This window comes from Shewanella sp. AS16 (assembly GCF_021412365.1).
Lineage (GTDB): Bacteria > Pseudomonadota > Gammaproteobacteria > Enterobacterales > Shewanellaceae > Shewanella > Shewanella salipaludis.
The window spans coordinates 386610-401752 of sequence record NZ_JAKCLK010000002.1 but is presented as its reverse complement, the minus strand read 5'-3'; the positions used below and the strand labels follow the sequence as shown (position 1 = coordinate 401752).

Here is a 15143-nt window from a genome sequence, read left to right as displayed (position 1 = left end):
ATTAGTGCTCTTTGATGCCCGTCAGGGTTTGAGTTAGTTTTTGTTTACAGAGGGGGAAGATGTAGCTGGATAACAGCAGCCAGAAGCAGGTGAATTGGACCAGGGACTGTAATTTTGCGGTGAGATAATGGCTCAGGGTCGACAGACTACTGTCTGGCTCCTTTGAATTGCGTGCTTTCATAATAGTTTCCCTTTCGGTGATGGTCCTTGAGATGGACGTCGGAACCTTTATCAGCAGCCGGCTCCGGATAAAGCTTAATCAATTTGATTTATGTTCAAATGATTAGTGTTCGAACAGTATTATTCGGGTTTTAGACACATTAATCAAGTGCAGAGTCAAGCATGAGGCTGAGTTTATGATGTAGATTTCATGTTTTATCATTTATTTTCAGTAATTTATTTCTGTTGATATTCATGTGGAATAAATCTTCGTATATTGGATATCAAAAACAGCTCATGGCCGGCCCCATGAGACGGTCGGCGGCTTCCGGGGTTGTTGTCGGATCTCGGGGAATAAATCCGGGATTTACATTAGTGCTGAAATTAATTGTGACTCGAGTGCTTGTCACCCGAAATGTGAATGCCTTGGTTTAGCTTGGGTTGGATTGGATTGGATTGGATTGGTTTGATTTGATTTGGGACTCTAGTGCCAGGCCGCGCACCGGCCGAGTCAAGAACCCAAGATGGCTCAGTCCGGGACAGGCTGGCAAAGGTGACGCCCGGATGCTTGCGGCTATCAGCGTGTGGGCGGCGTAATTTCGCGGCTGAATTTTTCCATAACAATTGATATATACGATTTTTCATATATGCTCCTGTTTCATGCCGAGGATATATGGACCTCCATATGTCTTCGGCCGAAGGCAGGCCGGCGACTCAGGGGCTGCAACAGGACAGGCATAAAGGCGGAAGTTCCATGGTACCGACCCAGTTTTTCAAGTGTTTAGCCGACGATACCCGCTTGCGCTGCCTCATGCTGCTGCAGCTGCAGGGGGAGCTGTGTGTATGCGAGCTGACCTCGGCGTTGGCCGAGAGCCAGCCCAAGATATCCCGTCACCTGGCGCAGTTGAAACAGTGCGCCCTGCTGCAGGACAGGCGGCAGGGGCAATGGGTCTTCTATCGGATTAACCCTGACTTGGCCCCCTGGTGCCGGGCTGTGTTGCTGGAGCTGAGTGGCAGCAATGGCCCCTATATCCAGCCTGACCTAGAGCGGCTATGCCAAATGGGCAGCAGGCCGGAGCGGGTAATGAGCTGTTGCTGAGTGCCAGGCTCTGGTCGTGCAACGAGTACCAATAAACCGGCACCCTGAAGCGAGAGCCGGGACTAAAGCGCAGCTGAACGTTTTCGGCATAACGGAGAGAAGCAGATGAGCATCAAGATAGGGATCAACGGCTTCGGCCGCATGGGCAGGTTGGCGCTGCGTGCCGCCTGGGATTGGGATGAGGTCGAATTTGTGCAAATCAACGATCCCGCCGGCGACGCGGCGACCCTGGCGCACCTGCTCAACTTCGACTCAGTCCATGGCCGCTGGCAGCATGAGGCGCTGGCCGAGGGCGAGAGCCTGGTGATCGGCCGGCAACGACTGCAATGCAGCCGCAACGGGGCGATAGCTGACACAGACTGGTCCGCCTGCGATCTGGTGATAGAGGCCTCGGGGGTGATGAAGACCAAGGCGTTGCTGCAAGCCTATCTGGATCAAGGCGTTAAGCGGGTGCTGGTGACGGCACCCGTGAAGGAAGAAGGGGTGCTCAACGTCGTCATGGGGGTGAACCAGCAGCTGTATGATGCGGCGCGCCACCCGATAGTCACGGCCGCCTCCTGCACCACCAACTGCCTGGCACCTGTGGTCAAGGTGATCCACGAGCAGCTAGGCATACGCCATGGCTCCATGACGACGATTCATGACATCACCAATACCCAGACCATACTGGACGCGCCCCATAAGGATCTGCGCCGTGCCCGTGCCTGTGGCCAGAGCCTGATCCCCACCACTACGGGCAGCGCCACCGCCATCACCCATATCTTCCCCGAGCTCAAGGGTAAGCTCAACGGCCATGCGGTGCGGGTGCCGCTGGCCAATGCCTCGCTGACCGACTGTGTGTTCGAGCTCGAGCGTCCCGTCACCGAGGCGGAGGTGAATGCCCTGCTCAAAGACGCCGCCGAGAATGCGCTCGCCGGCATCCTGGGCTACGAGGAGCGGCCGCTGGTGTCTGTGGATTACAAGACAGATCCCCGCTCCTGCATCATAGATGCCCAGTCGACCATGGTGATCAATGGCACCCAGCTCAAGCTGTATGTCTGGTACGACAATGAGTGGGGCTACGCCAATCGGGTCGCCGAGTTGGCGTTGATGGTCGGGCGCCAGGACCTGGCCCAACGCGAGACAGGGTCCAGATAGCACAAAGGCAGAGTCGGGATAGAAATGTCATTTTGGAGTCATAGCATGTTGGCCGCGCTTGCCCGTTTGCCCTTGGCCGTGCGTCAGTATCTGCTGATCACCGCCAATTACTGGAGCTTCACCCTCACCGACGGCGCCCTGCGGATGCTGGTGGTGTTGCACTTTCATGCGCTGGGCTACAGCCCGCTGGCGATCGCCATGCTATTCCTCTTCTATGAGATCTTCGGGGTGGTGACTAACCTGCTCGGGGGGTGGCTGGGGGCCAGGCTGGGGCTTAACCGCACCATGAACCTGGGGCTGGCGCTGCAGATCGTCGCCCTGGGCATGTTGCTGGTACCCGCGGCCAGTCTGCCACAGCTGCTGGCCGGGGTGCCCTGGGTGATGGCGGCGCAGGCGCTGTCGGGGATCGCCAAAGATCTCAACAAATTGAGCGCCAAGAGCGCGATAAAACTCCTGGTGCCCAAGGGTGCCGAGGGCAAGCTATACCAGTGGGTCGCCCTGCTGACGGGCTCCAAGAATGCCCTCAAGGGCGTGGGTTTCTTCCTGGGTGGCGCCCTGCTGGCGCTGCTGGGGTTCGAAGGCGCCATAGCTTCCATGGCGCTGGTCTTGAGTCTGGTGTGGTTGTTCAGCCTGGTCATGCTGAAACAAACCCTGGGCAAGGCAAAAAACAAACCCAAGTTCAGTGAGATATTCTCCAAGAGCCGGAGTGTCAACATACTGTCCGCCGCGCGCCTCTGCCTGTTCGCCGCCCGTGATGTCTGGTTCGTGGTGGCCTTGCCCGTGTATCTCGCCGACAGCTTCGGCTGGGACCACTGGGCGGTCGGTGGTTTCCTCGCCCTCTGGGTGATCGCCTATGGTGTGGTGCAGGCCCTGGCGCCCAGGATGACGGGCAGGGCTGCGGCGCCCGATGGCAGGGCCGCCTGGTTCTGGGTGAGCCTGTTGGCCCTGGTGCCGGCGCTGATCGCCCTGACGCTCGGCTTGGCGCCCATGCCCAGTCTGTTGGGCGGCTTGTTGCTGTTCGGTGCCCTGTTCGCCATCAACTCCTCCTTGCACAGTTATCTCATCGTCAGTTATGCCGGCGACGAGGGGGTCTCCCTGGATGTCGGCTTCTATTATATGGCCAATGCCATGGGGCGCCTGTTAGGCACCCTGTTGTCGGGTTGGGTGTTTCAGGTGTGGGGCATGACGGCCTGCCTGTGGATTTCCTGCGGCCTGTTGGTGGTGACCAGTGTGATCTCACTCTGGCTGCCACGCAGGTCTGTGATCCCGGGCTAAGCTTTCGCCGGCACTGCTTCTAAAAATGACGCCATGGTCTATTCTTAACCCGTGAGGGGACTGAGAACCTATGCCGGAGGCGAATGCATGCGTATGACATTGCAGTTTTTAGGGGCGACCGAGGAAGTGACGGGTTCCTGTCATTTGCTGACGGTCGGCAAGGAGCAAGTGCTGTTGGATTGCGGCTTGATCCAGGGCGGCAGGGCCGATGAGTTGCGTAACCGCGAGCCCTTCGAGTTCGATCCCAAGGCCATCTTCGCGGTAGTGCTCAGCCATGCTCACATAGATCACTCGGGCCGTTTGCCCCTGCTGGTGAAGTCAGGTTTCACCGGCCCCATCTACACCCACAAGGCGACGGCCGAACTCTGCGCCATCATGCTCAAAGACGCCGCCATGCTGCAGCGCCGCGACGCCGAGCGCCTGAGCAAGCGTTTGGCGAAGCAGAATCTGCCGCCGGTCGAGCCCCTGTTTACCGAGGAAGATGTAGATCAGGTGGTGGCACAATTCATTCCGCTGGAATACGGCAGCGTGACCCGGGTGATGCCCCATGTGGACGTCTGCCTGTCCGATGCGGGTCATATCCTGGGGTCGTCGATACTCGAGCTGTGGCTGGGTGAAGGCGAGGCGCAGAAGAAGCTTGTATTCAGTGGCGACCTGGGGCGTGCCGGCATGCCGATCCTCAAAGATCCCACCCTGGTGGCCAGTGCCGATATGGTGTTGATGGAAAGCACCTATGGCAACAGATTGCACCGCACCTGGGATGACACCCTGGAAGAGTTGAAAGCCATCTTCGCCAAGGCGGTCGCCGAGAGCCACGGCAATATTCTGTTGCCGGCCTTCTCCGTCGGCCGGGCGCAGGAGCTGTTATACCTATTCCACCTCTATGCCAAGGAATGGAATCTGTCGCGGTGGAGAATTTGCCTCGACAGCCCGATGGCGATCGAGGCGACCCGGGTCTATGTCGACAACTATCCCTTGATGGATGAGGACTTCAAGCGTTTCACCCGCCAGCACCCGGGCCAACACCCACTCTTGTCGAATGTGGAGTTTACCCAGACCACGGAAGAGTCGATTGAGCTCAACCAGATCCACAAGGGGCTGATCATCATAGCCGGCAGCGGCATGTGTAACGGTGGCCGCATCCGCAGCCACCTGGAGCATAACCTCTGGCGCAGCGAGTGTGACATCATCATCTGTGGTTATCAGGCGATAGGTACCCCGGGCCGGGCATTGGTCGATGGGGTCGGCGAGCTCACTATCCATGGCAACAGTGTCAAGGTGGCCGCCACCATACACACCATAGGTGGCCTGTCGGCCCATGCGGATCAGGCCGAGCTGTTGCATTGGTATCGTCACTTCGAGGGGGCGCCGCCCGTGGTCCTGGTGCATGGCGAGCCCGATGCCCAGCGGGGGTTGGTCGAGGCCATGAACCAAGTGCCACAACATAAGCCCAAGGCGCTGGCGATTGCCACCCATGGCGACATGTTGGATCTCAATGGCCTGCCCAAGTTGGTCTGGCTGCACTCCCAGTCTCAGTTCTGACATGCCGCTCCGGGGAGGAGCAGGCTGGTCAGCATGGGCCGTTTCGGCCATAAAAAATGCCAGGCGAACCTGGCATTTTTATTGGCCTGACGACTCAGGCTTAGAAGCTGAAGGTCATCTTGGCGCTGTAGGTCATGCCATCGAAACCGTAGGGCAGGGCGCGTACCGGGTACTTGAACGCCTTGTTACTGATGAAGTCCAACACTTCGTCCTCGCCCAGCTCGTCCGGGGTGACATCGAAGATGTTGTTGATGCCGACGGAGAAGCCGAGTGAATCCGAGAATTGGTATTCCAGGGCGACGTCGACCAGCACCGCGGCCTCGACCACACTTGTGTCACGGAACGAGCCTGTGGGGGATAACTCTTGCGGCAGGCCTATGTGCTTATGACCGAAGTAGGTCACGTTGGTCTCGCCGAAGTAGTTGGCCCGTACCAGACCACGCCAGTCATTCTTGCTGTAGTCCAAGGTCAGGGTGGCACGTTGCTTGGGCTGACCATCGGTCAGGAAGCTGCGCTGTTCGTTATCCAGGGCGACGCTCTCGGGGATACCCTCGGGCGCGTTGACGCCGTCGATCTTGGTTTTGTTCAGGTTACCGGCCAGGGTGGCATGGAAGTCACCGTCGTACACTTCCGTACCATAGGTGACGATAAGATCTACCCCTTGGGTGGTCGAATTGACCGAGTTGGAGAAGTAGTTGGCCTGATCTGCGCCGGTCGCCTGCAAGGCGGCAACGGCTTGTGGACTGAAGGCCACATCGTCCGCCGACAGCAGGCTGCCGAGGGTGATCCTGTCTTTGATCTCCACTTTGTAGGCATCCAGGGTGACAGAGATATCATCCGTGGCGTTGAACACGAAGCCCAGGCTGTAGTTCTTCGAGCTCTCCAGTTTGAGGCTGTCTACCCCCAGCGCCGACGGGAAGGGTGAACCCGCGGTGGCGGTGAAGGAAGGCGACAGGGTGCCGTCATCGTTGAGGTTGGTGGTATAGGCAGTGTAGGCGCTCTGTTGCAGTGAAGGCGCACGGAAACCGCTGGAGATGGCGCCGCGCAGGGCGAAATCATCCGTCACCTGGTAGCGGGACGACAGCTTGCCGACCAAGTCGTTGCCTGCATCCGAGAAGTCTTCGAAACGCACCGCGGTGCCGACCATCCAGTCATCCGTCAACTGGGTTTCCAGATCCAGGTAGAAGGCGTAGCTATGGCGATCCGCGCTGCCGGCCGCATCCGGTCTCAGGCCTGGATAGGCCTGGAAGCCGCAGCCTGCGTAGACGTTGGGATCTATCACCGAGGGGAAGGAGCTGTCGGCGTTGCTCAGGCCGCAAGCGTAGGAGGCCTGCTCACCGGCGACGATTTCATAGTTTTCCTTGCGATATTCGGCGCCGAAGGACACGTACAGAGGCTCGTTGCGACCCATTTCCACCAGGCCGGAGACATCGGCGTTGAGTGTGGTCTGATCGAAACGGAAACCGCCGGAATAACCCGAGGTGGGACCCACGTTGGCCAGGATATCGGCGTCCGTGGCATCCGGGTTGTTGAACAGGTATTCCGCCGCGTAGGAGGCGTTGATGCTATTGCGTGAGTCGAAGTCGTACTTGTTCTGGCCGTAGACACCGGACAGATCGAATTGCCAATCGTCGCTGATGTCGCCGCGCAGGCCGGCGGCGAATGAGGTGTCCTGGGCTTCGTTGAAGATCCTCGGCAGGAAGCCGTCGGGATAGAGCTGCTGCACGTTCTTGGCCGCTTCATCGAAGTTACGGAAGAAACCATTACCCAGGGCGGTGCGGTTGGAATAGCCGCCGAAGGAATAGAGCTCGTAGTCGCCGACCGGCAACATGGCATTGTAGAACATGGATTTGAATTTTGACTCGGCGTTGCCTTGTCCCCAGCGAACCTCATCCGACAGCGTCCCTGGAGGGGTGGTCGATGAGCCGCCTATGTCGCGTTGGGCGCGGTTGGTCCCGTCGGCATCTCGGTATTCCATCGACAGGTTGATGAAGCCGCCATCATCGCCGATATCGAATCCAGTGTTGAGGCCGAGGGAAAAGGTGTCGCCATCGCCTTCACCCGTGCCACCGCCCTGAATGAAGCCAGAGGTCTCGTCCGTGCTGTCCTTGAGTGACAGGTTGATCACCCCGGCTATGGCGTCTGAGCCATACTGGGCGGCGGCGCCGTCACGCAGTACCTGCACATCTTTGAGGGCGATCATGGGAATGGCGTTCATGTCTGTGCCGGCGGCACCGGCACCCACAGTGCCGTTGAGGCCGAAGATGGCCTGGTTGTGACGGCGTTTGCCGTTGATCAACACCAAGGTCTGATCCGGTTGCAGGCCGCGAAGGGTCGCGGGGCGGAAGAGATCCGAGCCGTCAGAAACCTGGGTACGGCTGAAGTTGAAAGAAGGCACTGTGGCCTGCAGGCTCTGGCCAAGTTCATTGAAGCCGCCGCGGTTCAGGCTCTCGGCCGAGATGATGTCGACAGGTACCGCAGACTCGGTGGCGGTACGGTTGGAAACCCGGGTGCCGAGTACGGCAATCTTCTCTACCTTGGCGTCTGCTGCCGGCTGGGCTTCTTCGGCCTGCAGACTCAGGCTGGTCCCCGTCAGTGCCAGGCTAATGGCTAAGGTCAATGCATGAGGTTGAAATCTTGTTGTCGTTTTTATATTCATAATACTGCTTCCATTTCATGTTCATCAGGAGTCCTGCACATCAGCCGTTCTCTGTATCAATTCTGGTGATTGATTTAGTTGGAACCCGGTCCGGGTTCCATGTCAGACGAATAATGCCGGGGGATACTTATCCACTTTATGTAGCCAGTATGTCAATGCCAATGTTGAACTTATGTGTATTTTTTATGTCGTTAATGTTTTTTGTTCAACGCCAGGGGCAGATTTCAGGATTATTGCGCTGTTCTTGGATGTCCTGGCTATTTTTTGGGGGAAAATGCAGGTTTGGCTGAAAAATACTCGCGGCTCGGCCTAACTCAGGCTCTGGTTTAACCTTGGCTCGGGCCTAACCCTGGCTTGGCGGCTCGACGCCTATGGGTCTCATGCCAGGATATGACGTGTTCAGGGGAAAAAAAGCCCGCTGTCCAAGCCGGGCTGGATTTCTGTGGGTTAGTTACATGAGCTCGAGTAGAGCGTCTCGGCCCATTGGGGGTTGTCTATGAAGGGGTTACGGTTGTGTTGCCACTCGTACACCCTGTTGTTGCGGCGACGTTCCCAATCGCTGACGGGATCCTGGATGTGCCAGCCGAGCAAGGTACAGAGATCGCCAAGCAGAGGTTCGCCGGCGGATGTGACCCCATGGGTGACGCTCAGATCCGGGGTGCCGCTGTTGTCGCCACCCTGATAACGCACATCCATGTAGAACACCATGCGCGCCACATCGCCCTTGACCATGTCGGCCGGCTCGAAGCTGTCGGCATCTGTCTTGTTGGCCGGCGCTTCGCTCAATGCGGTGCCGCCGAGGGCAAAGTCTTTGTTGCCGCGACTGCTGTTGACAGTCACATCGGCGGGACGCAGGTGATGCAGATCCGTGTAGGCATACTGGCTGCTGTCGGGGAAGCCATGACTCTTGGCCCAGACATGTTCCCGGTTCCAGGCGTCGGGCGAGTTGCTCATGCCGGCGCGATTGGTCTTGGGTTCCGAGCGGCCTGTGTAGAGCAAGATCACATTGTTGCTGTTGGCCGGATCTTCATCGGCATAGCTCAACCCGTCCCATACCTGGCTGTAACTGAAGCGGGTGTGATTGCCTATGATGAGATTGAGGCTGGTTTTCAGCGCCGCCCCCGTCTTGCCTATGGCGTTGGCATAATAGGTGTCGAAGGCATAGCCATCCGGGTTGCCCGTCCCCCCGCCGGTAGAACCGCCACCCGAGTCCGCTACTGTGTAATCGGCCACCAGACTGACACCGCTAAAGCCCTGGTAGGCGGTGATATTCACAAAGTAGCGCCCTTCGCTGGCCGGGGTGATGGCGCATTCTTCGTTGTTGCCAGACAGGTAAGGTGCACAGTCGTAGAGACTGCTGCTGGGTTCCTGGGCGAAGCGCACATAGAGATCGGCATCGCCGCTACCGCCGCTCATCTTGAAGCTGAGTTGGCTGGCATTGGCGGGAATGTCGGCAACAAATTTCAGCGTCTGGCCGGTGGCCGCGCTCAAGTCGCTCCTGACTTGTCCCTGGCCCAGGAGCTTGTCTTCGGGCTCGACGGGATCCACGGGATCTGTGCCGCAGTCGACGCTCAATGGGCCAGAGCCAGGGGTGCCGGCATTGGTCGCTACAGTCCAATCGGCTTCGGATTGGGTATTCACGCTGTTGGTGCGAACCAGTGCCAGGTCGCGGGCATTCAGGCTCCAGCCGCTGATGCCGCCTTCCCAGGCGACCAGATCCACAATTTCACTGCCCTTGTTCAGGCGCACAAAGTCGCCGGAGTTGCCCAGGCTGAGGGACATGGGATAGAGATCCGGATCCTGGCCAAACAGGGCGTTAAAGCCTACTTGGTCGGCGGCAACACTGACATAGGCGCCGGGTGCCAGCGAACCGCTGAGCAGATAGCTGCCACCATTGTCACTCAGTTGGTACTGGCTCAAGTCCAGGCTGTCACAGCCGGCATTGAATAATTCGACGAACTCTTCGGTGCTGTCATTGTTGGGGGCATCGTAGAGGACTTCGCTGATCTGCAGCTCGGCATTGGCATTGAAAGCCAGGCCTGCGAGCACAAGCGCGAGGCTTAGGGTAGATTTGTTCATTATGGATATGACTCATTTTATATTGTTATTTTATCGCCCCGATCTGCGTTGCAGCCGGGACGGACCCAGTGTTCAAATCCCTTTGAACGAACTAAACCGGCGGATTATGGCACAGGCAATGTAGTACCAATGTGCTAATTTTGTTAATTATTTTATGTTTGGATTGACCCGAAACGGCGATTTTTACCGGAAAAGTGCCACAGATCCGCCCCCTGGGCCTGAGATAAGCCGTGATTTTTGAGGGTTAAGCTAATTTTTGTATATTTGACTATATAATCAGTATGTTATTCCGTTTTAAATCCTGATTCATCTGATTTGCCGCTTGCTGCCTCTGGAGCGGCTTTGCTGGGTATGTGGTTTTTTAGAATAAAAACTCAATACTGGGCGCGGCTGGCCGGGGGAAATGCGGCATTTGCCGCTGTAACTCTGTCTGGACTGCATTTTTTCGGGTTTTCGCCCTCCGGCTGGGACGCCGGGCGTGCTTGCCTTTGCCGGCCGGGGCGAGTCGACGGCAGCTGTTGCTGACGGGCGCCTGCCTGCGGCATAGGGGCCTGCCGGGTTCCAGGGCGTCGCGCTTAGGGTTTCCAATTGTTAAGCATTCGTTGTAATCTGTTGCCCCGACGTTTGGTGGCTGGCCCCAGATGGCCGACGCGAAAACTATAACGATAACAGGCATTGATGAGGTTTGAATGGAAGCTATTACTGAGTTTGTCAGTATGATTAACGGCGTCGTTTGGGGGACTCCCATGCTGGTGCTGATCCTGGGGGTGGGCTTGTTTCTCTCCCTGGGGTTGAAGTTGATGCCTATCCTTAGGCTGGGCGCAGGTTTTAAACTCCTCTGGTCGGGTCGCACCCCGGGCGCAGAGACCAAGGTGAAAGGGGAGATCAGTCCCTTCAATGCCTTGATGACGGCACTGTCGGCCACCATAGGCACGGGCAACATAGCCGGGGTTGCCACAGCGATCGTCGTGGGTGGACCCGGCGCCTTATTCTGGATGTGGTGTACCGCGCTGGTGGGCATGGCGACCAAGTTTGCCGAGGCTGTGCTGGCGGTCAAATACCGTGAGGTGGACGATGAGGGTAACCACATAGGTGGCCCCATGTATTACATCAAGAATGGCCTGGGCAAGAAGTGGGCCTGGTTGGGCACCCTCTTCGCCCTGTTCGGCTCGGTCGCGGGTTTTGGCATAGGCAACACGGTACAGGCCAACTCGGTTGCCGCGGCGCTGCAGAGCAACTTTGCCATTCCAGCCTGGGTCACAGGGCTAGTCCTCATGTTGCTGGTGGGCGCAGTGCTGATGGGCGGCATCAAGCGGATAGGTGTGGTCGCAGGCAAACTGGTGCCTCTGATGACACTCTTCTATGTGACTGCCGGCCTGGCGGTATTGATAGCCTATATAGATCAAGTGCCTGCGGCCTTCTCGCTCATCATTCATAGCGCCTTCAATCCGGTGGCGGCCCAGGGTGGTTTCGCCGGTGCCGCAGTATGGGCGGCGATCCGTTTCGGTGTCGCCCGCGGGGTGTTCTCCAACGAGGCCGGCCTTGGCAGTGCGCCTATCGCTCACGCCGCGGCTCAGACCAATAATCCTGTCGCCCAGGGTTTGGTCGCCATGCTGGGAACCTTCATCGACACCATAGTGGTCTGCTCCATCACTGGGCTGGCTATCGTGGTCTCGGGTGCCTGGACCTCGGGTGAGAATGGCTCGGCCTTGACCTCATTCGCCTTCTCCCATGCCCTGCCTTTCGGCAATTACATCGTTGCCGTTGCCCTGGCCGTCTTCGCCTTCACGACCATGCTTGGCTGGAGTTTTTACAGTGAGAAATGCGTTCAATACCTGTTCGGCATCAGGGCGGTTAAACCCTTCCGGCTGATTTGGACCCTGGTGGTGCCCCTCGGCGCCGTGAGTTCGCTGAAGTTCGTCTGGCTGCTGGCCGACACCCTGAATGCCATGATGGCCATTCCTAACCTGATCGCCCTGGCGCTGCTCAGCCCTGTGGTCTTCGGCCTGACCCGGGAGTATTTCCGCAAACAGCTGCCGCTGAACACAGCGGCCTGACGCCGCTGTCGTGAGCCGTTAGCATAGAAGGCTGCAGTTGCCACATGAGGCGCTGCAGCTTTTTTTTGTTCCCGAGTCGCTGCCCGCCAGCAGCAGTCCCATGCAGGTTCAGGGGAGCGGCCTTGGCTGCCCCATGATCTCAGTCCGAGGTATTATCAAATTCTGTGTCATCGCTCGGTTCATACATGGGCTCGACATTGGGCAGGTCTTTGAATAACCGCTGGAAGTGGCGTTGCACCCCCTTGAGATCTATGCCCGCCAAGCCCGAGGCGAAACCAAACCAGGCATACAGGCCACTGAAGTTGTCGAACATGGGCGGCAGGTACTTGGGCCCGGTCAATATGCCCTCGCGGCAGGCACGATAGAGCACGGGAATGTCTTCGATGGCCAGTTTCCCCAGGAATAACATGGGGATCAGTTCCGGCAGCCCCGAGATGATGGCGCTGCGGATGAAGTTGATGTTCTCGACATAACCGCGCACGTAGGAAATATCTTTGGTGAAGAAGCTGCCGCCTGCGACCATGCCGCCGCGAAAGACCCTCTGGGTGACCCTGTAGCTGTCGGTGGCGCTGAGATTCTGGTCGCGGAAATAGTGAAACACCTGGATAAAGTCGGCCCCCTGTTCGGCCATGTCGACGGCGGCGACCCTGTCGCTGATGCGTCGTGCCCGGCCAGGGTTGGAGCTCAGGGTGAGCATCTCCAGCAAGACCGCCAGGCCTTCCTGGGTGGCGGCGACCCTGGGGGAACCGACACTGAGCCAGGTGGCGTGGGGCTGGGCGCGACCGTTGAGGGTGGTGCCCACATGCACCCAGCCTTCATGTACCTCGTAGATATTCAGATCCGATTCGCTGAACATGGCCTTGCTGTTGAGTTTGACTGTATCGCCGCCGACGGCGGCATCCGAGACTATGCCGTCGCTGAGGCGCACCCGCATGTCATCGCTGTGGAAATAGCCCAAGAGTCGCTGACTGAGCACGCTGACGGCTTCGGGGGCCGAGATGATCTTGGGATGATGCTTGATCATGTGGCGGGCGGCGGGCAGGGAGAAGATATGGCTCAGACGATCACCCAGCTGGCGCAGGCTATGGCGATCGCCGTGCAGCTTGTCGCTGGCGCTGCCATAGAGTTGTCGGCTGAGCTGCCCAAATTCCGGTTGGCCCCTATGGTTGAGCATGTCGATCACCAGGCGGTATTGATCTACGTTGGCCTGCAGTATCTTGCCCAATTTGTCCTGTTTTCCGAGCCGGCGGCGGATATCCTGTTTCAGGGAGATAAGCTCGGCCTGGGTCTTGTGGCTGTCGAAGGGCAGGGCGAGTCCCTGATAGAAGTCTGGGCCTATCTTGGGCAGGCGGCTGCCCTTGCTTGCCAGGAATCTGTCTTCCATTTCCCTTGGCCACTTGATGGCATCGAGGATCTTAATCGGGGTTTGTAAACGTATCAATTCGTCGGAAAAGCGACGTAAATCTTCTTGGTACTGGGCTAATGATTCCGACATAAGCGCATTCCTGCAGGCACAGCAAGGGGTTAGGCCTAATAATAACGGTAAATATAGGGACTGCCTATCAAATCACTGAAGGTCGAGGCGGACTGCCCGGCATGGCGTCCGGCATTGGAGGGCCCAGGTTGCACCATGTTGGTGCTGTTGCGACATCTTGAGCTATGGCTGCGGTTAGTAATCAAGTCAATATATTGATAAATAATAGTTATTTTGTTGGCATCGATAATGCTGTCTCCTGCTTGGGTCTATTGAATGAGTGGAGTGGCAGATGGCGGCGATGAGTTATTTGAGTGTCATAGAGAGATACCATGAGTTTGAGCCTCTGGTGCATGAACTGTTGGAGTCAATTCTCACCGGCATAGGGGATCCTCAGTTGTTTCATGAGGGGCAGATGGATCTGAAGGCGGTTGCGGATGTGGCCGGCAGTTATCCGTTCGTCGAGCTGATCTACCTGCTCGACAGCGACGGGCGACAAGTGAGCCAGAATATTGCCTTGGTCAATCGCAAGATCAAGCTCATCCCCCAGGGGCGCAATGCCGACAGGAGCCAGCGGCCCTATTTCCTCAATCTGGGGGAGGAAGCCGACGGGCATGTCACCCGTCCCTATTTGTCCCATGCCACGGGTGGCCTGTGTATCTCGGCTTCCAGGGCCATTTATCGCCAGGACGCCCAATTGGGCATCCTGGTGGTGGACGTCAATCTTACCCGGCTGATCGAATTCATGATGGGGGACAGCGCCAGGCGCAGGGTCACGCCGTTATTCAAGGGAGTGTATGCCACCATAGTGCTGGGCTTGTTTGTCCTGGTTGCCTTGTTGCTGACCACGGCGTTGACCGACATCTACCAATTGCTGACCACGGCCAGGGAGCATCAGGATCCGTTGCAGCCCTTCGGCATCATCATCTTCATCACCTTGGCATTGGCGATCTTCGATCTGGGCAAGACCATATTGGAGGAAGAGGTATTGATGCATAAGGATATTTTCCGCCACAGCTCGACCCGGCGCACCATTACCCGTTTCGTGGCGACTATCCTGATCGCCATCTCCATCGAGGCGCTGCTGACCATGTTCAAGGCCTCCCTGGGAGAGAAGCAGTATGTTGAGCCGGCGATCTGGATGATGCTGGCTGTGGTGGGTTTGCTGGTGGGGTTGGGCGCCTATGTTTATCTTGGGGCCAAGGCCGAATGGCTGCTGATCAAGACCGCAGCCTACAAGTCCTCGCGCGGCTCTCCCGGTGGCCAGGTCTGAGTCTGCACAGGCCCCAACCTAGAACAGGTCGTCATCTTCTCCCAGGGCACGCCTGAGCTCGGCGCGCTCCAGATAATCTTCCAGGCGGCGCTTGACCGCACGTTTATGTTGCATGACTTCGGCGGCTTTACGATTTCTGGGGCTGACCATGGCCTCGAGTTCCATCTCGTCGGGCACGACTTCTGTGATATGAGCCATAACGAATTCCTCTGTCTTAATTGGCTTAGGCGACCCTAAGCATTTTCGTTAAAAAGCACTCCTTTTAACCTAAGCACTTTCTAACGAAAATTTCCCCTGCGGCCAAGCAAATTTTTTTTGCATTCAACACAAGGATTCTTTACCCAAGGGGTTGGCCATGGTCAGGGCAGCCGCACTCGCAGCAAACCTGG

At 57.7% G+C, this 15143-nt stretch carries 11 protein-coding genes; 6 read left to right on the top strand and 5 right to left on the bottom strand.

All coding sequences use genetic code 11. The features are described 5' to 3' along the window. Position 1 precedes the first annotated feature (1 nt). Positions 2 to 181 carry a hypothetical protein gene (locus tag LZP73_RS06565; RefSeq protein WP_234233664.1) on the bottom strand — a complete coding sequence of 60 codons (180 nt, stop codon included), beginning with the start codon at positions 179 to 181 and terminating at the stop codon, positions 2 to 4. 732 nt (positions 182 to 913) lie between these two features. Here LZP73_RS06565 and LZP73_RS06560 point away from each other — a divergent pair. The 4 genes from LZP73_RS06560 (at position 914) to LZP73_RS06545 (ending at position 5212) form a co-directional block, all read left to right on the top strand. After that, on the top strand, positions 914 to 1258 hold the full coding sequence (locus LZP73_RS06560; protein ID WP_234234237.1) for a metalloregulator ArsR/SmtB family transcription factor: 345 nt from the start codon (positions 914 to 916) through the stop codon (positions 1256 to 1258). 105 nt (positions 1259 to 1363) lie between these two features. Continuing rightward, positions 1364 to 2395 carry an ArsJ-associated glyceraldehyde-3-phosphate dehydrogenase gene (locus LZP73_RS06555; protein ID WP_234233663.1) on the top strand — a complete coding sequence of 344 codons (1032 nt, stop codon included), beginning with the start codon at positions 1364 to 1366 and terminating at the stop codon, positions 2393 to 2395. A gap of 45 nt (positions 2396 to 2440) precedes the next feature. After that, positions 2441 to 3670, top strand: a complete 1230-nt coding sequence (arsJ, locus tag LZP73_RS06550; RefSeq protein WP_234233662.1) for an organoarsenical effux MFS transporter ArsJ — start codon at positions 2441 to 2443, stop codon at positions 3668 to 3670. Positions 3671 to 3757: 87 nt separating this feature from the next. Continuing rightward, complete coding sequence (locus tag LZP73_RS06545; protein WP_234233661.1) at positions 3758 to 5212, top strand: MBL fold metallo-hydrolase RNA specificity domain-containing protein; 1455 nt, start codon at positions 3758 to 3760, stop codon at positions 5210 to 5212. A 100-nt stretch (positions 5213 to 5312) separates the two neighbouring features. Here LZP73_RS06545 and LZP73_RS06540 read toward each other — a convergent pair whose 3' ends face one another. Together LZP73_RS06540 and LZP73_RS06535 are read right to left on the bottom strand one after the other, a co-directional pair. After that, positions 5313 to 7871, bottom strand: coding sequence for a TonB-dependent receptor plug domain-containing protein (locus LZP73_RS06540; RefSeq protein WP_234233660.1), 2559 nt, complete (start codon positions 7869 to 7871; stop codon positions 5313 to 5315). 447 nt (positions 7872 to 8318) lie between these two features. Beyond that, complete coding sequence (locus tag LZP73_RS06535) at positions 8319 to 9953, bottom strand: endonuclease (RefSeq protein WP_234234235.1); 1635 nt, start codon at positions 9951 to 9953, stop codon at positions 8319 to 8321. Positions 9954 to 10639: 686 nt separating this feature from the next. Between LZP73_RS06535 and LZP73_RS06530 the strand changes: the two genes are divergently transcribed. Next, positions 10640 to 12007, top strand: coding sequence for an alanine/glycine:cation symporter family protein (locus tag LZP73_RS06530; protein WP_234233659.1), 1368 nt, complete (start codon positions 10640 to 10642; stop codon positions 12005 to 12007). 139 nt (positions 12008 to 12146) lie between these two features. Here LZP73_RS06530 and LZP73_RS06525 read toward each other — a convergent pair whose 3' ends face one another. Continuing rightward, a complete protein-coding gene (locus tag LZP73_RS06525) occupies positions 12147 to 13502 on the bottom strand; it encodes a flavohemoglobin expression-modulating QEGLA motif protein (protein ID WP_234233658.1) in 1356 nt (451 codons plus the stop codon). A 271-nt stretch (positions 13503 to 13773) separates the two neighbouring features. On the opposite strand from LZP73_RS06525, the gene LZP73_RS06520 reads away from it, so the two are divergent. Next, the gene (locus LZP73_RS06520; RefSeq protein ID WP_234233657.1) at positions 13774 to 14754 is read left to right on the top strand and encodes a PDC sensor domain-containing protein; all 981 of its coding nucleotides are present in this window, start codon (positions 13774 to 13776) and stop codon (positions 14752 to 14754) included. A gap of 18 nt (positions 14755 to 14772) precedes the next feature. Here the strand turns inward: LZP73_RS06520 and LZP73_RS06515 are convergent, their stop codons facing one another. Continuing rightward, positions 14773 to 14952, bottom strand: coding sequence for a PA3496 family putative envelope integrity protein (locus LZP73_RS06515; protein ID WP_169565568.1), 180 nt, complete (start codon positions 14950 to 14952; stop codon positions 14773 to 14775). Between the last annotated feature and the right edge of the window lie 191 nt (positions 14953 to 15143).